This is a genomic window from Halomicrococcus pelagicus (assembly GCF_050954125.1).
In genome coordinates this window covers 485,773-502,051 of record NZ_JBPBWC010000002.1, presented here as the reverse complement: position 1 = coordinate 502,051, position 16,279 = coordinate 485,773, and the positions used below count along the sequence as shown (strand labels likewise).

16 protein-coding genes and 3 tRNA genes are annotated in these 16,279 nt (G+C 67.9%); 10 read left to right on the top strand and 9 right to left on the bottom strand.

Annotated elements, in window-relative coordinates; genetic code table 11:
* Positions 1 to 119: 119 nt before the first annotated feature.
* From ACRYA2_RS07310 to ACRYA2_RS07290, 5 genes are read left to right on the top strand one after another with little or no spacing between them, the layout of a single operon-like run.
* Positions 120 to 1,301, top strand: coding sequence for a glycosyltransferase (locus tag ACRYA2_RS07310; protein ID WP_433625901.1), 1,182 nt, complete (start codon positions 120 to 122; stop codon positions 1,299 to 1,301).
* Positions 1,273 to 1,944 carry a glycosyltransferase family 2 protein gene (locus ACRYA2_RS07305; RefSeq protein WP_433625899.1) on the top strand — a complete coding sequence of 224 codons (672 nt, stop codon included), beginning with the start codon at positions 1,273 to 1,275 and terminating at the stop codon, positions 1,942 to 1,944. Before ACRYA2_RS07310 ends, ACRYA2_RS07305 begins: the two co-directional genes overlap by 29 nt.
* On the top strand, positions 1,941 to 2,861 hold the full coding sequence (locus ACRYA2_RS07300; protein WP_433625896.1) for a hypothetical protein: 921 nt from the start codon (positions 1,941 to 1,943) through the stop codon (positions 2,859 to 2,861). The genes ACRYA2_RS07305 and ACRYA2_RS07300 overlap by 4 nt, the downstream gene beginning before the upstream one ends.
* Positions 2,858 to 4,159, top strand: a complete 1,302-nt coding sequence (locus tag ACRYA2_RS07295; RefSeq protein ID WP_433625893.1) for a sulfatase-like hydrolase/transferase — start codon at positions 2,858 to 2,860, stop codon at positions 4,157 to 4,159. Before ACRYA2_RS07300 ends, ACRYA2_RS07295 begins: the two co-directional genes overlap by 4 nt.
* A gap of 59 nt (positions 4,160 to 4,218) precedes the next feature.
* Complete coding sequence (locus tag ACRYA2_RS07290) at positions 4,219 to 5,679, top strand: lipopolysaccharide biosynthesis protein (protein ID WP_433625890.1); 1,461 nt, start codon at positions 4,219 to 4,221, stop codon at positions 5,677 to 5,679.
* Between the two features lie 78 nt (positions 5,680 to 5,757).
* Here the strand turns inward: ACRYA2_RS07290 and ACRYA2_RS07285 are convergent, their stop codons facing one another.
* Complete coding sequence (locus tag ACRYA2_RS07285) at positions 5,758 to 7,569, bottom strand: ribosome biogenesis/translation initiation ATPase RLI (RefSeq protein ID WP_433625888.1); 1,812 nt, start codon at positions 7,567 to 7,569, stop codon at positions 5,758 to 5,760.
* Positions 7,570 to 7,571: 2 nt separating this feature from the next.
* Positions 7,572 to 7,883, bottom strand: a complete 312-nt coding sequence (locus ACRYA2_RS07280; RefSeq protein WP_113279169.1) for an EMC6-like membrane protein — start codon at positions 7,881 to 7,883, stop codon at positions 7,572 to 7,574.
* Between the two features lie 108 nt (positions 7,884 to 7,991).
* On the opposite strand from ACRYA2_RS07280, the gene ACRYA2_RS07275 reads away from it, so the two are divergent.
* Positions 7,992 to 8,065, top strand: a tRNA-Lys gene (locus ACRYA2_RS07275).
* 159 nt (positions 8,066 to 8,224) lie between these two features.
* Positions 8,225 to 8,428, top strand: a complete 204-nt coding sequence (locus tag ACRYA2_RS07270; protein ID WP_433625885.1) for a DUF8123 family protein — start codon at positions 8,225 to 8,227, stop codon at positions 8,426 to 8,428.
* An 11-nt stretch (positions 8,429 to 8,439) separates the two neighbouring features.
* On the opposite strand, the gene ACRYA2_RS07265 is transcribed toward ACRYA2_RS07270, so the two are convergent.
* Positions 8,440 to 9,252, bottom strand: coding sequence for a hypothetical protein (locus ACRYA2_RS07265; RefSeq protein WP_433625882.1), 813 nt, complete (start codon positions 9,250 to 9,252; stop codon positions 8,440 to 8,442).
* A gap of 315 nt (positions 9,253 to 9,567) precedes the next feature.
* Here ACRYA2_RS07265 and ACRYA2_RS07260 point away from each other — a divergent pair, with 315 nt between their 5' ends.
* Complete coding sequence (locus ACRYA2_RS07260; protein WP_433625880.1) at positions 9,568 to 9,981, top strand: FlaD/FlaE family flagellar protein; 414 nt, start codon at positions 9,568 to 9,570, stop codon at positions 9,979 to 9,981.
* 13 nt (positions 9,982 to 9,994) lie between these two features.
* Here ACRYA2_RS07260 and ACRYA2_RS07255 read toward each other — a convergent pair whose 3' ends face one another.
* The 3 genes from ACRYA2_RS07255 to ACRYA2_RS07245 form a co-directional block, all read right to left on the bottom strand.
* Positions 9,995 to 10,954, bottom strand: a complete 960-nt coding sequence (locus ACRYA2_RS07255) for a hypothetical protein (protein ID WP_433625878.1) — start codon at positions 10,952 to 10,954, stop codon at positions 9,995 to 9,997.
* A gap of 389 nt (positions 10,955 to 11,343) precedes the next feature.
* Positions 11,344 to 11,418: transfer RNA gene (locus ACRYA2_RS07250), tRNA-Ile, on the bottom strand.
* A gap of 118 nt (positions 11,419 to 11,536) precedes the next feature.
* Positions 11,537 to 11,609, bottom strand: a tRNA-Asn gene (locus ACRYA2_RS07245).
* 99 nt (positions 11,610 to 11,708) lie between these two features.
* Here ACRYA2_RS07245 and cca point away from each other — a divergent pair.
* The gene (cca, locus tag ACRYA2_RS07240; RefSeq protein WP_433625876.1) at positions 11,709 to 13,085 is read left to right on the top strand and encodes a CCA tRNA nucleotidyltransferase; all 1,377 of its coding nucleotides are present in this window, start codon (positions 11,709 to 11,711) and stop codon (positions 13,083 to 13,085) included.
* On the opposite strand, the gene ACRYA2_RS07235 is transcribed toward cca, so the two are convergent.
* Both ACRYA2_RS07235 and ACRYA2_RS07230 read right to left on the bottom strand, forming a co-directional pair.
* Complete coding sequence (locus ACRYA2_RS07235; RefSeq protein ID WP_433625874.1) at positions 13,082 to 14,104, bottom strand: histone deacetylase family protein; 1,023 nt, start codon at positions 14,102 to 14,104, stop codon at positions 13,082 to 13,084. The genes cca and ACRYA2_RS07235 overlap by 4 nt on opposite strands.
* Complete coding sequence (locus ACRYA2_RS07230) at positions 14,101 to 14,532, bottom strand: histone (protein WP_113279176.1); 432 nt, start codon at positions 14,530 to 14,532, stop codon at positions 14,101 to 14,103. The genes ACRYA2_RS07235 and ACRYA2_RS07230 overlap by 4 nt, the downstream gene beginning before the upstream one ends.
* A gap of 115 nt (positions 14,533 to 14,647) precedes the next feature.
* Between ACRYA2_RS07230 and ACRYA2_RS07225 the strand changes: the two genes are divergently transcribed.
* Positions 14,648 to 14,854: a hypothetical protein gene (locus tag ACRYA2_RS07225; protein ID WP_433625871.1), complete on the top strand. Its 207-nt coding sequence runs from the start codon at positions 14,648 to 14,650 to the stop codon at positions 14,852 to 14,854.
* On the opposite strand, the gene ACRYA2_RS07220 is transcribed toward ACRYA2_RS07225, so the two are convergent.
* A complete protein-coding gene (locus ACRYA2_RS07220; RefSeq protein ID WP_433625869.1) occupies positions 14,851 to 16,269 on the bottom strand; it encodes a single-stranded DNA binding protein in 1,419 nt (472 codons plus the stop codon). The two genes, ACRYA2_RS07225 and ACRYA2_RS07220, sit on opposite strands and share 4 nt — an antisense overlap.
* Positions 16,270 to 16,279 lie beyond the last annotated feature (10 nt).

The following is a 16,279-nucleotide window of genomic DNA, read 5'->3' as shown; positions in this document are numbered from 1 at the left end:
GGGTCGACCACTGGCACTGGAAATGATAGGAACTATACCTAACACCCTGATTTAATTTCTAATATTACATTCAATTTATAAGTGGAGATGGTGTACTACCGGCAAGCTCGGATTGGGCAATGAGAGAGGACATCGAGGACGTTTCCGCGGCGGTGTTGCACGACCGGTTCCCCGGCATGGGCGGTGGCGAGCGGTTCGCCATCGAGGCGGCGCGAGTGCTGGACGCGCCCATCTACACGACCTACGTCGCGTCGGGGACGGACCTGCCGGACGACGTTCGGGTCGTCCCGGTGCGCCAGGACAAGTACACCAGCGGCCTCTCCGGACGACTCCTCGAGTGGCAGAACGAGGGGATGAACCCCTTCGAGACGCTGTCGGTCTCGCTCGACCTGACCGACGCCCACAAAGACCTCGCGGAGTACGACGTGCTGCTGGAGAGCGCGCCGCTGTCGAAGTCGTACGTGCCCGACGTGGACCAGACCGTCATCCACTACCCCCACAGTCCGCCGCGATGGCTGTACGACCTCTTCCGCGACCGACTCGCCGCGCTGGACTACCCCGGCGTCGGATTCGCGATACGAGCGTACGCGAAACTCTGGCGGGCGCTCGACAAGGAGGGCAACGACTACGTCGACCGCTTCGTCGCCAACAGCGAACTCGTCGCCGACCGCATCCAGCGTTACTACGACCGTACCGCCGCCGTCGTCTACCCGCCGGTCACCGGCGACTGGCGAACGGAGGGCGACGACGGCTACTTCGTGACGTGGTCGCGGCTCGCGCCAGAGAAGCGCATCGACCTCGTCGTCGAGGCGTTCGCGGGGCTGGACGAGCGTCTGCTCGTCGCCGGCGACGGCGAGCAGCGCGAGGAACTCGAAGCGATGGCGGCCGGCCACGACAACGTCGAGATTCTGGGCTACGTCGACGACGTGGAGTCGCTCGTCGCCCGCGCCACCGCGGTCGTCTACGCCCCGCGAAACGAGGACTTCGGTCTCGTCGGCGCGGAGGCGCTGTCGGCCGGCAAACCCCTGCTCGGCGTGAACGAGGGGTTCACCCGCCACCAGGTCGTCGAGGGGACGACCGGCCTCCGGTTCGAACCCACCGTCGAGTCCCTGCGCGAGACGGTCCGCCGGTTCGACCCCGGTGCGTTCGACGCCGACGAGATTCAGCGGTTCGCCGGCCGATACGACTACGAGACGTTCGCCGAGGACCTCGTGACCGTCGTCAACCGAACCCACGCGGACGCCGCCACCGAGCGCGCCGCGGTCGACGTAGATGATACGGAAACCCCGCACGTCAGCTGACCCCGACGTCTCCGTCGTGATTCCGACGGTGCCGGCGAACGACCACGACGCCGTCGTCGACGCGCTCCGCGAAGGGACCGTCGAGGAGTTCGAGGTGCTGGTCGTCGACGACGCCGACCTCGACATCTGCGAGGCGCGCAACGCCGGCATCGAGGCCGCGACGGCAGACATCGTCGCGCTCACCGACGACGACTGCCGGCCGCCGCCGGAGTGGCTCGCCCGCGTCCGGGACGCGCTCGCGGGCGACGCCGTCTGCGTCGAGGGCCGCGTCGAGGGTGGCCGCACCTACCGCGGTACCGGACTGTACGTCGGTTGCAATCTCGCCGTCGACCGCGAGACCGCGCTCGCCGCGGGCGGTTTCCGGTCGGCCTACGCGGGCTGGCGCGACGACACCGAGTTCGGCTGGCGAATGGAGGACCGGGGTCGGTGCCGGTACGACCACGGGATGGTGATGGTCCATCCGGACTCCCCGCGGGCGAGCATCGACGACGAGAAGGAGGCGCGCCTCCGGCGGGAGTACCCCCGACGCTACGAGGAGCGCATCGTCCCGGACACCGCGCTCGGCCGGGTCAACGATTGGCTCTGGCGGCGGGGGTTCTGGGACGCCGTGGACCGGGTTCGGTACGCGGGAGGGAACTCGTGACGCTACACGACTGGCTCGTCGAGACGGGCGAGCGCGTCCGGACGGAGGGCTGGAGCGGCGCGGAGAAGTCGGCCTACGAGTTCTACAAGGGCCTGCTCCGGCGCGTCGGCGAGCGCACCGACTACGGCGAGTCCGTCTACGACAGGGAGTGGGACGTCCTCGTCGTCCTCGACGGGTGCCGGGTCGACCTGATGCGGGAGGTCGCCGACGAGTACGCGTTCGTCGGTCGCGTCGGCCGGTTCGAGTCGGCCGGCACCCGCTCCGACGAGTGGATGCGGGCGAACTTCGGCGACCGGGACTGCTCGGACACCGTCCACGTCACCGCGAACCCGAACTCCGCCGACCACCTCGATGCCGACGAGTTCGCCCTGCTCGATGAGGTGTGGCGCGACGCCTGGGACGACGACAGGGGGACGGTCCCCGCCCGCGCCGTCACGGACCGCGCCGTCGCCGCGGCCCGCGACCGCGACCCCGAACGACTGGTCGTCCACTACATGCAACCGCACTTCCCGTCGCTGCCGGACCCGCTGCCCGGCGGCGCGATGAGCCGCGACGAGTTCGGCGACCGGGTCGGCGTCTGGGAGCGACTGCGGCGCGGCGACCTCTCCGGCGACCGGGTGTGGCGTTCGTTCCGGGCGAACCTCCGGTACGTCCTGGACGACGTTGCGCTCCTGCTCGACAGCGTCGACGCCGACCGCGTCGTGCTCACGGCCGACCACGGCAACGCCTTCGGCGAGTGGGGCGTCTACGGCCACCCCGACCGGGTGCCCATCCGCGCCCTCCGAGAGGTTCCGTGGGTCGTCACGAGCGCCCGCGACACGGGCGACCACGACCCCGACCTCGCGCGGCCGGCCCCGGCGAACGCGGGCGCCGACGTATCGGTTTCCGAACGACTCGACGCACTCGGGTACACATGAACGTCGCAGTCGTCGTCCTGGACACCCTCCGGAAGGACGCGTTCGACGAGCACTTCGACTGGCTGCCCGGTGTGCGGTTCGAGCGCGCCTACTCCACGAGCCACTGGACCGTACCGGCCCACGCCTCGCTGTTCGCGGGCCGGTACGCCAGCGAACTCGGCGTCTACGCCGGCGCGCAACTGCTCGACTGCCCCGCCCCCGTCCTCGCCGAGCGGTTCGGCGCGGCGGGGTACATGACGCGGGCGTTCAGCGCGAACGTCAACGTCTCCCGGCCGTTCGACTTCCACCGGGGGTTCGACCAGTTCGAGGGTAGCTGGCGGCTCCGGGCGCTCGCCGAGAACAGCTTCGACTGGGACCGGTTCATCGTCGAGACCGACGACATGGGACCCCAACGGTACCTGCTCGCGCTGAAGGAGGTGCTGGCGGGCGACTGTGCGACCGTCCCCTCGCTGAAGCGCGGCGCGCTCCTCAAACTCCGCGACCTCGGCTGGGGTCGGTCGACGCGCGACGACGGGGCCGAGGAGGCCCTGGCGTTCGTCCGCGACGCCGACTTCGGCGACGGGGAGTTTCTCTTCGTCAACCTGATGGAGGCCCACACGCCCTACGACCCGCCCGAGGAGTACCGCACCGTCGAACCGCCCGAACTCAACGGCCTCCGCGCGACGCTGGGCGAACCGGTCGCCGACCCCGACCGCGTCCGGCGGGCGTACGACGACAGCGTGCGCTACCTCTCAGACCGCTACCGCGAGATATTCGCGGAGCTCCGGGAGCAGTTCGACTACGTCGTCACCCTCTCGGACCACGGCGAGGCCCTCGGCGAGCGCGGCGACTGGGAGCACCTCTGCGGGCTCGCCCCCGAGATCACGCGGATTCCGCTCTGCATCTCCGGCGACGGCCTCGGCGGCGAACGACGCGAGACGGTGAGCCTGCTCGACGTCCACCGGACGGTGCTCGAACTGGCCGACCTCGACGGCGACTCGCGGGGTCGCGACCTGCTCGGGGGTCCGGGCGACCGCGACTGGCTCGTCGAGTACCACGGGCTGACCGACCGCCACCGGGCCGCGCTCGCCCGGGACGGAATCGACGCCGCGGCGCTCGACCGGGAACTCCACGCGCTGGCCGCCCCGGGCTACTACGGCTGGGAGACGCCTGACGGCTTCCGCGAGGAGGGCGACCTCGACGACCCGCGGGAACGCATCGACGCACTCGTCGCCGACCTCGACCGCCGGGACGTCAGCGACGACGTGGCCGTCTCGGAGGCGGTCGAGGCGCAACTGCGCGACCTCGGGTACGCCTGAGTCGGTGGTGCGACGCCGTGACGGAAGAACGTAAACCCGTGCCGGAGAAAGGATAGACCGTGGCGGACGACGAACGGAGCGAGGCGGCCGACGTCAGCCTGAGCCGAGAGACGTTCGGCGGCGCGATAGCGCAGTTCGCGATGGCCGCCGTCGGTTTCGCCGGGACGATAATCTTCGCTCGCTGGCTCGGCCCGTCGGCGTTCGGCGGCGTCTACCTCCTGTTGGCGGTCGTCAAACTCGCGGACCGCCCGATGAACGGCTGGTCGCTCGCGGCGAAAAAGCGGCTCTCGGAGAGCGACGCGCTCCGGTCGCCCGCGTTCGGCGCGCAATTGCTCTTCGACCTCGGCTGGGTCGGGGTCGCCGGGGTCGCCGCGCTGCTCGCCGGGGACGCGCTCGCGGACTACACCGGGCTGGCTGCCGCGCCCCTGCTCGCCGTCCTCCTGCTCGCCAGCGAGTCGACCTACGAGACGGTAGAGAGCCTCGTCCAGGGTCGCGGGCGAATCAGCGTCGCGACGTGGATCGACGCCCTGCGCTCGGTGCTGACCCTGCCCCTGCAGATTGCCCTCGTCGCGCTCATCGGCGCGGCCGGGATGGTGTACGGGCTGGCGGCCGCATCGCTGCTGGCCCTCCCCGTCGTCTCCTATTTCGTCGCCGCTCGCCCCGAACTGCCCTCGCGGGCGTTCCTCGGCAGCCTCGCCGACTACGCCCGCTACAGCGTTCCGTCGTCGGCGCTCGGCACCGCCTACGACCGCCTCGACCTGCTCCTGCTCGGCTACCTGCTCGTGCCCGCCGCCGCTGGCTTCTACGAGGTGGCGTGGATGCTCACCATGCCCGCCGTCTTCGTCGCGGACGTGGCGGGCCGGGGGCTGATGGCCAAGGTGAGCGGGCGCGCGGCCAACGGCGAGGGCGTCGGCCAGGACGTGTCGAACACGGTCGCGTACGCCGGCCTGCTGGCGTTCCCGATGCTCGCCGGAGCCGTCGCGCTCGCTCGCCCCCTCGTCGTCACCGTCTACGGCCCGGCGTACCGGAACGCGGCCACGCTGCTCGTCGGTCTGGCCCTGTACCGCGTCCTGCGTACCCAGACGGGGCCGCTCCTGCAGGCGATAAACGGCCTCGACCGACCGGACGTGGCGATGGGACTCTCGGCCGTCGCGCTCGCCGTGAACGTCGTGCTCGGCGTCGTCCTGACGCTCCGCTTCGGGCCCATCGGCGTGGTCGCCGCCACCGTCGTCGCCGAGGCGCTGCGGTACGCCGGAGCGGTCGCCTTCCTGTGGTCGTCGGTGGCCGAGTTCGCGCCCGTCTCCCGGCCGATGGCGGCGCAGGTCGGCGCGAGCCTCGTCACCTTCGCCGTCGCTTCCGCCGCCCACGCCGCGCTCCCGGTCCGGTCGTGGGTCGACCTCGGCGTGCTCGTGGGGACCGGGGCCGCGGCGTACGGCGTGGCGCTGGTCGCGCTCAGTCCCGGCTTCCGACACACGCTCGGCGTCGCCGTCCAGGAGTCGCTGGCCGACGTGCGACACTGACCGAACTCCGGCGACGAATCGCGTCGAGCGCTCCGAGAAGAGTCGAACGTTGTCCGACCGCGGCCGACCGCGGTCGGGTCAGGTGTAGTAGTACTCGCCTTCCGTCTTCTGTTTGCGGTCGAGCTGGCTGCCCGGCTTGTTGATGCGCGGGCGGCCGACGTTCTCGTCGCGACGGAAGGTGATGTCGAGGTTCGAGAGGAAGTCGTTCATCCCCTCGCGCATCCCCTTCGGCTTGCCGGCGTGACCGTGCTCTGCGGGTTCGCCGTCGAACACCATCAGGCGGTCCGCCAGCAGGTCGATCATGTAGATGTCGTGGTCGATGACGAGCACGGTGGCGTCCTGCATCTCGGCGAACCGGCGGATGGCCTGCGTGGCGCGGACGCGCTGTTCGACGTCGAGGTACGCCGACGGCTCGTCGAGCAGGTAGAGGTCGGCGGACTCGGAGAGGCAGGCCGCGATGGCGACGCGCTGGCGCTCGCCGCCCGAGAGGTCCGTGAGGTTCTGCTCCATGATGCTCTCCAACTGGAGCGGCTGTGCGATCTCGGTGTTCCAGTACGACGACCCGAAGTCGTCTGTAAGCGAGGAGAGGAACGCGTCGACCCGCATCGGCTGGTCTATCTCGATGTACTGGGGCTTGTAGGAGATGTCCAGCCGGAAGTCCAGTTCGCCCTCGTCCGGTTCGAGTCGCCCGGCGAGCAGCTGGGCGAACGTCGACTTCCCGATGCCGTTCGGACCGACGACGCCCAGCACCTCGTTCTCGTGAATCGTCCCGCCCTCCACGTCGAGACCGAACTCGCCCTCGCCGTACGACTTCGAGAGGTCGGGGTACTCCGCGAGCACGTCGGCGTGGGTCGCGACCCGGGGCGCGTGCTCCTCGAACTCGATGGGGTTCGGCCGGATGCGCATGTTCTCGTTGTCGAGGTACCCGTGCAGGTACTCGTTGATGCCGTTGCGCACCGACTTCGGCGACGTGATGACGCCGTACGCGCCCGGTTCGCCGTAGGCGACGTGGAGGTTGTCCGCGACGAGGTCGAGGATGGCGAGGTCGTGCTCGACGACGAGCATCGACCGGTCCTGCTCCTCCGCCATCTCCTGGACGAGACGCGCGACCGCGACGCGCTGGCTGATGTCGAGGTACGGCGTTATCTCGTCGAGGAAGTAGAAGTCGGCGTCGCGGGCGAGACACGCCACTATCGCGACGCGCTGGAGTTCGCCGCCCGACAGGCTGTCGATGTCCTGGTCGAGGACGTGTTCGATGTCGAGCCGTTCGAGCAGGTCGTCGAGCGCGCCCCGCTCGTTCGTCGGCTCCAGCAGTTCGGCGGTGTTGCCGTCGAACCGGTCCGGAATCTTGTCGACGTACTGGGGCTTGCGCGCGACGGTCACGTCGCCGTCGCGCACGTCCGCGAGGTAGTCCTGGAGCTCCGTCCCGCGGTAACGTTCGAGGACCGCGTCCCAGTCCGGCGGCTTCCCGAACCGGCCGAGGTTCGGCGCGAGTTCGCCCGCCAGAATCCGCACGGCCGTCGTCTTCCCGCTCCCGTTCGGCCCGAGGATGCCAGTGACCTGGCCTTCCTGAGGGACGGGCAGACCGTACAGCGAGAAGGCGTTCTCGCCGTAGCGGTGGGCGGGGTCGTCCTGGAGCTCCTGGGGCAGGTTGATGATCTCGATGGCGTCGAACGGGCACTTCTCGACGCAGATGCCGCAGGTCTCGCCCAGACAGATCTCCTCGCTGATCTCGATCTGGTCGGGCTGGCCGTCGTCCGCGTCCTCACCGCGGAGCGTGATGCACTCCTTGCCGGTCCGGTTCGGCGGACAGTAGTTCTTGCACTCGTAATTGCAGCGGTCGGGCTGGCAGCGCTCCAGGTCCACGACCGCGATACTGTCGTCCGCCATGGTTACACCTGGACGTGGTTAGTCAGCAGAATGCCCCACGTGATGAACCACAGCGAGAACGTCATGAACGCCACGTACAGGTAGTCTTTCGCGCCGTCGAGCTCGTAGCCGAGCGCGCGAACGAGCGGCAGCTGGACCACGGTGAATCCGAGCACGATGGCCAGACCCATCTGGTCGCTTGCCGCCGCGTTCGTCGTCCCGACGACGGACGCGGAAGCGACGCCCGCGGCGATGCCGGCCAGGGCTGCTATCGCCGTGACCGTGACGCTCCGCAGGTGGGCCGCTCGTTGTTCGGACGCTTGTTCGGTAGCCATGGAGGGAACTGGGGTTCCCGGACTCAAAAGGAGTTCGTTTGCGGGTATCGCCCCCGTCCGCTCGGGAATGGTAAACGTTTAACCGTCATCACCCGCAAGACTCGGTGAGGGCTGGTAGCTCAGTTAGGCAGAGCGTCTGGCTTTTAACCAGACGGTCAGGGGTTCAAATCCCTTCCAGCCCGCTTCTTTGAAGCAAATATTCGGCCAGACGCATCTCTGACCTCCAGATGGGTGGAGACCCCGCAGCGTATGGTCGTTCGCTGCAACCGACGACCGTCCCCCGGAAAAACGACGGCACAGTTCAGGAGGGATTATAAGTCACCCGCGCTCACAGCATCGACATGAACAGTTTCGCTTCGGACTCGCTCGGATCGCTCGGAACCGTCGTCGGCGTCTTCCTCGCCCTGGTCGGTATCGCGACGCTCGTCGGGACGCCGTGGGCATACAAATCCGGTAGCCTCGTCCTCGCGGCCGGACAGATTTTCGGCGCGCTCGCGGCCGTCGGCGTCGGCGCTGGCCTGGCGTGGCTCGCGACGCAGAAGTAGAGGAGTCGTTTTCAGCCCTTGTTGGGCAGGTAGCCGAGCATCCCCAGCAGGACCGCTGCGAGGAAGCTGATGATGGTGACGCCCCAGAGGCCCGCGATGCGCTCGTTGAAGTGTGCTATCTCGCTCTTCTGCTCGTTGTAGGCTTTCACGTTCGTCGACAGCAACATCTTCCCGTTTTCGGCGTGGGCGACGAATCGCTTGTTGTTCGGCCCGAGCGTGACGGTGCTACCGTCGCTGATGGAGACGGTGTTCGTCTTCGGAGCGGTCCACCGCAGGACGACGGACTGGTTGGTGATGTTCGCGACCGTCGTCGAGTTGTTGGCGAACTGGAAATTGTTGCCCTGTTGGAGCGTGGTGGTGTTCGGTTCGCCGAACTGCTGGCGCTTGTACTCGTCGACGGGCACCAGCGTCTTGTTGCCCTGGCTTCCGTTGGTGACGACGAACGTTTCGTTGTTCTGGGTGACTGTCTGCGTGTCGTTGCTCAGGTTCTGTACCTCGCGGAGCGTCGCCCGATTGGGGTCGGACGTGTTGGGGATGACCACCCGGCGGGTCTCGTTCTGGTACTGGACCGTCGTGTTGTTGCTCAGCGTCTTGCTGAAGCGTGCTGACTCATTGGTCCACGCCACCTCCGCGGACCCTCCGCCGAGCGACGTGACGTTGTACTGTCGGCCGTCGACGGTGACGTTCTGTCCCTGGCTCTCGAGCGTCTTCTGCGGGTTGTCGACCTCGATAGTCGGTTCCTGGGCGGCCCCGATGAGCGAGTACGCCCCGGCAGCGATGATGAGAAAGACCGCGACGTATACTCCCGCTGCACGTCGTTGCATATCCTAGCCCGGGTCCCCGCGCAGTATAATGGTTACCTTTTGGGAGCAGGAGTTCCGCCCGTGACGGTCGAGGACGCCGGGCGCAGGCGGGGACGGCGCGTCCGCTCGGAGGGGACGAGACGGCATGCAGGACATTGACCGACGATATAACAGCGAAGGAACACAGAGTTCCGTGAGAGCGCCATTCAGCGGACGAGTTCCCGTTTACATTCGATTCTAGTCGCACCAAGAGTTAAATAGGTAGGGTAGCTTGTATTCGAAACAGCAGAGATGACCGTCTAACCCGGCGACTACGACCTGCGTGAACTCCGCAGGATGGCCGACGAGGAGGACCCGCCGCTGGACGTGCCCGAGGAGTCAGGCGAGGAGGCGTTCCGACTCGGCCAGCGCGAGGAATTGATGAAGCTCCAGACGCAGTTCATGAGCTCCGGTCGACTGCCGGAGAAACCGTATCTCGAATCCCTGCCGACTCGATACGGCGCGGAGGTCGTCGTCTTCGAGTGGCTCGATTTTCTCGTCGAGAAAGCCGGCTTCGCGAACACCGACGCCGCGCTCGACTACTACGAATCCGTCGACTGGCTCAGCCCGGAGGCACACGAGGACCTGCGGTCGTACATGCACGGCTTCTCCGAGGTGGACCGCTTCGACGGCGAGGAACCGGACGACCTGGACACCAACGACCACGTCCTCAGCCTCGTCTACGTCGCACGTCTCGCCTCGCTGGCGTAGCCCCGGCCCGCTCTCACTCCCGGTATCCCAGGCTCTTCAGCCGGTCTTCTATCACGCCCTCGTCTATCTCCTCCCGCGCTTCCGGCGGTTCGGCGGTGACCGCCCGGCGCTCGTCGGCCTCGACGGTGGCCCACGGCACCTCGACGAGTTCGCGCTTGTGTAGTCCGCCGGGGTGGCCGTACGCCCGGAGCGGAATCGGGTAGGTCCGCTCGCCGACGAGATTCCCGTGGTCGGCGGTGACGACCGACTTCCCCGGCAGTTGGTCGACGAGGGTCTCGACGTGGGGGACGACCACGTCGAGGTTCTCCCGGTAGGCGTCGACGACGGTCTCCTCGTCGGTCACCTCGCCGTGGAACAGCGCGTTCCACGGATGGGGTTCCTCGCTCCGTTCGTCGGCGTCCAGTTGCATCTCTATGCCGGCGTGACCGATCTCCTGGCCCGTCTCGCCGACGAAGGGGAAGTGAGGCTGCATGAAGTGTGCGACGACGCGCTTGTCGGGATACCGCTCGAACGCGGCGAGCGTCTGCTCGACCACGGTCTCGGGCATCACGGTCCGGTGTTCGTCGTCCCAGTGGTCGTCGAGCAGGTTGACGACGGCGTGGAACGTGTCGTTGGGGAGCTTGTAGGTGTGCGGATTGGCGGTGACGTAGACCGTGTCGTGGAGTTGTCGGCCGACGAAGCTCTCCTGCATGAACTCCCAGCTTTCGCTGCCGGGCGAGAGCTTGCTCGTCACGGTGTCGCCGATGTCGGTCTGCTCTTCGAACATGTCGTACCGGCAGGCGTCGAGGACGACCAGGTTGTCCCAGTCCTCGTCCATCACGTCGACGCGCTCCGCGCGGTTCAGCAGCCGATAACACCGGGCGTTCAGCGCGAGAGCGTCGTCTCGGAGTCGTCGCGTCTCCCCGCGGAGGAGACGCGGGTCGCGCAGAACGCGCACCAGATTTCCGAGCGAGTACCGCCGCCACATCGACATATCACTCCCTTCCGACCCCACCGACTTATTTATGATATGGCTAAACTGGTTTTGGAGAACGGTTCGGAAGGTTACTTTTCTACCGGATCGCCGTCGAACTCTACTCGACCGTCTCGGAGCCGTTCGTCCGAAACGTCTCGGCCTTTCCTCTCGGAATGCAAGACGGACCGCCGAGGAGACAGCTAGGGGACAAAACAAGTGGCGGGGTAGTGACGGGAGAAATTCACGTCGGTCCGCGTCGAGCGAGGCGAGTCTGGCCGTGGGAAGACGGACGTGCGGTTCGGCGTCCCGCCGCTCGTCGTGCCCGCTCCCGTGCGGACGCTTCGCTCGTCGAGTAACTCTCTCGCAGAAGACGTCGGACCGGAACGGTTCCGGCGTCGCAGGTTCCATGGGCCCTGACGGATTCGAACCATCGACCACTCGGTTATGAGCCGAGCGCTCTAACCAGACTGAGCTAAGGGCCCTGCTCAGGTAGTCGTATTTGACGCCTCCTCTTTAGCCTACCGGCTTTCTCCGGGCGCGACGGCGTTCCGTCGCCGCCTCACGGCCGCTACGCTCGTGGCGATGATGCGTCGAGAGAAGCGCCGTCGCCAGGGCTCGAACCTGGGACAACCACGTTAACAGCGTGGTGCTCTACCAGCTGAGCTACGACGGCCCGTTGCAATCGTTCATAGACGCAGTTGTTTGATAGGGCTTTCGCTTTCACCCGACGGCATCGACACGCTTTCCCCGCATCAAGGGGTACGCTCGGGCAATGGCAGCTTTCGAGGACGTCGTCGCGGCGGTCCGCGAACGCGTCGAACCGGACGCCGAGGAGCGGTCGCGCCTCGGGACGGTCGTCGAGCGACTCGTCGAGCGCACGGAGTCGGCCGTCGACGACCTGCCCGTCGAGGCGGACGTGCTCCAGGTCGGCAGCACCGCCCGCGGAACGTGGCTCAGCGGCGACCGCGACATCGACCTGTTCGTGCGGTTTCCGCCGGACTGCGACCGCGACGACCTCGAATCGTACGGCCTCGACGTCGGCCACGCCGTCCTCCCCGACGGCCACGAGGAGTACGCCGAACATCCCTACGTGAAAGGGGAGTTCGAGGGCTTCGAGGTAGACCTCGTCCCCTGCTACCGGGTCGAGTCCGCGACCGACATCCGGTCGGCGGTGGACCGCACGCCGTTCCACACGCGGTACCTCGAAGCGCGCCTGGACGACGACCTGGCGAACGACATCCGGGTGTTCAAGCAGTTCCTCACCGGCATCGGCGCGTACGGTAGCGACCTCCGGACGCGCGGATTCTCGGGCTTCCTGGCCGAACTGCTCGTCCTCGAACACGGCGGCCTCCGCCCGCTGCTCGAAGCGGCGGTCGACTGGCAACCGCCGGTTCGCTTCGACCCCGAGGACCACGGCACCCGGGAGTTCGACGACCCGCTGGTCGTCGTCGACCCCACCGACCCCGAGCGCAACGTGGCGGCCGTCCTCTCGGCGGCGAATCTCGCGCGCCTCCAGCACTACGCCCGCGAACTGCTGGACGCCCCCCGGGAGTCGCTCTTCTTCCCCGAGTCGCCCGACCCGCTCTCGCCCGCCGACGTGCGCGAGTTCGTCGCCGACCGCGGGACGACGCCGGTCGCGCTGCGCTTTCCCGCGCCGGACGTGGTCGAGGACCAGCTGTACCCCCAGCTGGACAAGTCGCTGTCGGGCGTCCGCGAGGCCCTCGAACGGCGGGGGTTCGAGGTGTTGCGCGCCGACCTGTTCGCCGACGACTCCGCCGTCCTCCTGTTCGAACTCGGCGTCGCCGAACGCCCCGCAGTCGAGCGGCACGAGGGCCCGCCGGTCCACGTCCGCCGGCACGCCGCGGGGTTCTACGAGAAGTACGCGAACGGCGACGGCGACCCGGAGTCCGGCGACCGCACGTACGGTCCGTTCGTCGACGACGGCCGCTACGTGGTCGAGCGCCCCCGGAAGTTCACGACCGCGACCGCGTTCCTGGAGAGCGACGCGCTGTTCGACGCTGCCCTCGGCGTGCACGTCGAGGACGCGCTACGTGACGGGTACGACCTGCTCGCCGGCGGCGACGCCGTGGCCGACCTCGCCGGGGAGTTCGGCGTCGAACTCGCTCGCTACTTCGACCCGCGGCCCTAGTCGCTATCCCCGTCGAAGATGGGGTGTGACGCCCGGACCTCGTCGACGAGGTCGCGAACGTCCTCGTCGGCGTCCTCCTCCGGCACGACGGGGTCGCGGCCGTCGAACACCTCGTGGACCATCGCGACGCCGTCCGAGAGCGTATCGAGGCTGTAGCCGCCTTCGAGCACGAATCCGAGCGCGGCCGCCGTCTCGTCGGCCACGTCTCGGACCCGAGCGGTGAGCATCCCGTAGCCCTCCGTCGAGACGCGCATCCGGGAGATGGGGTCGTGGCGGTGGGCGTCGAACCCGGCGCTGACGAGTATCAGGTCGGGGTCGAACGACCGGACCGCGGGTTCGACGAGGTCGTCGAACGCCGTCCGGTACTCGGGGTCGCCGGCCCCCGCGGGCAGCGGTGCGTTCAGCGTCGTCCCCGCGCCGTCGCTCTCGCCGACCTCGTCTATCTCGCCCGTGCCGGGGTAGAGGCCGTCCTCGTGGAGCGAGCAGTAGAGCACGTCGCCGTCCTCGGCGAAGATGTCCTGCGTGCCGTTGCCGTGGTGGACGTCCCAGTCGAAGACAGCGACGCTGTCGGCGTCGCCCGAGTCGAGGGCGTACCGGGCCGCGACGGCGACGTTGTTGAAGAAGCAGAACCCCATGGCGTCGTCGACGACCGCGTGGTGGCCCGGCGGTCGACCGATGGCGAACGGCGTGTCGCGGCCGTCCTCGCCCGCCAGCGCCGTCTCGGCCGACCAGCGAGCGAGGCCCGCGCTCTCGAGTGCGGCGTCCCAGCTCTCCTCGACGGCGACCGTGTCGGGGTCCCAGTTACCGCCGCCGTCGGCGCAGAACTCGCGGAACTCCTCGACGTAGTCGGCGTCGTGGACGGCGGTCACCGTCGATTCGTCTGCAGGGTCAGCCTCGACGTACTCGACGCCGTGTCGACGCGAGAGCGTCTTCCGGATGGCCCGCAGCCGATCCGGGTTCTCCGGATGGCGTTGGCCGGTGTCGTGTTCGAGGCAGACCTCGCTGTAGCCGAACTTCATTCGAACAGTTCGAAGTACGTCACGATGTCCTCGGCCTTAACGGTTCTGCGGTCCGCGTGGCGCGCCAGTATCGCGGCCGCCGTCGCCACGTTGTCGGCGTAGTCCTCGAGGATGTCGGCCAGCGCGATGCGGGCGTTCATCGAAACCCGGTAATCGTCGTCGATGTCGAGTCGCGCGATACGGTCGACAGGGGCGACCGGAAGCGTCAGGTCGTCCTTGTCGACGACCTGTTCGACCTCGAAATCCTCTGCCATCAGCGTCTTCCGTCCGTCGGCGGTCGCTCGCTCGGCCGCGCCGGCGGCGAGTTCGGCCCCGTGGCGCTGGATACGGCGGGCGAGTTCCTCGGCGGCGTCAGCACTGACCCGAAGTTCCCCCGCATTCCGTCGGATGATAGTGTCGACCGGCGCAAACGGAAGCTCAACGCTCATGGTCCAAAGGCGGAAGCCAGTCGTCCTTAATCTTTCCCTACCGTCGTTTCCTGGAAACCGCACAACGAGGGGGACCGCCAGCACGCCTAAGAAGATGCACTCCCAATCCGCGAGTATGTCCGACGACCACGAGCGCGACCGAACGATGGCGAAGGAGAAAGACGAGGAACAGGCGCAAGAGGGCGAAGCGGAGGCAGAACGTGCCCGCGAGGAGGAACTCGAAGACGAGACCGACGTCGAACAGAACGAGGCCCGCGAAGACGCCGCTGCCGACGAGCAGAACGTCGACAACCACCGTGACGAAGAGCCGTTCAACAGCTAGAACACGTCGTCGGCGTCGAGCCGTCCGTCCTGCAGTTCGCCGCGGGCGGTGACCTCCTGACCGAGGTGGACGTCCGCGTCCGTGTCGACGCTCACCGTCTCCTCGCCGTCGTCGAGCACGACCGGACTGCCCGCCTGAACGACCGTCCCGGTGAACTCGACGTACTCGCCGTCCTCGTTTTCGCCGTCGCTCGCGCCGACAGTCGCGGTGTCGTCCCCGCCGTCGTCGACGTCGTCGCCGAACGCGTCGAGCCCCGCGCTGGAGCTGCCGTCGTCGCTCGATTCGTCGGTGCCGGTGCCGACCTCCGCACCGCTCTCCAGGACCGTGACGGTCGACTGCCAGCCGGCCGACCCCTCGATGTCGTCCTCCCAGCCGTCCTGGATTTCGACGTCCGCGAACTGAACCTCGTCGCCGGGCGCTATCTCCCGGTCGGCCTTCTCGCCCCAGAGCGCGACCCGGAGGTCGCCCGTGTCGTCCTGAATCCGGACGTTGCGGACCTGGCCCTCCGAACCGTCGTCGCGGTCGAACGTGCGCTTGGGGTCGGCCGACCTGACGACGCCCGCCACGTCGGCGGTGTCGCCGAGTTCGAGGTCGGCGATGTCGGTGCTCTCGGGGACGTACTCGACGTCCTCCTCTATCTCCTCGACCGCGCCGCGGTTACCGACGTGGAGTTCGAGGCTCCCGTCGCGCTCGCGGACGTATCCGTCCACGACCTCGACCGAGATGCCGGGGTCGAGTTCCTCGGCGAGGTCGGCGCGCTCGTCCCAGAGCGTCACCCGCACGCGGCCCGTCTCGTCGCCCACGGTCAGGTTCGAGACCTTCCCCTGGGAGCCGTCGTCGCGGTCGAAGGTGCGGACCGTGTCCGTGTCCAGTAGCTTCCCGCGGAGGTTCACGTCCGAGAGGCCCAGCGACAGGTCGTCGACGGCGTAGGTGTTCTGGACCTGGACGTCGATTTCGGTGTCCTCGTCCGGTTCGGCCTTGTCGACCGAGACCTCGGTACCGTTGTACCCCTCCTTCGGGCGGCCCTTGATTCGGAGCACCTGGCCCTTCTCCAGTTCCTCCTTCGCGGCCTGCGCCTGCTCGTCCCACAGGGAGATGCGGATGGAGCCAGTCTCGTCCGCGACCTCGACGTTCAGGACGTGGCCGTCCTCGGCGTCCTCGCCGTCGCGCTCGAACGTCCGGACGTCGCCGACGCTGACGACCTTCGCGACGAACTTCGCCTCCTCCATGCCAGGTTCGACGTCGGCGACCCCGTTCACCTCGTCCTCGTCGAGTTCGTGGGCGATGAGCATCGCGGCGGTCTCTTCGTCCGCCAGTCCGCCCATCTGGTCGACTTTGTCCTCGACCGCTTCCCGGAACTCCTCCAGAGAGACGTCGGCGTCGAGGTCCCCGTACACGTCCTCTATAACGCCCATAATCGTACTT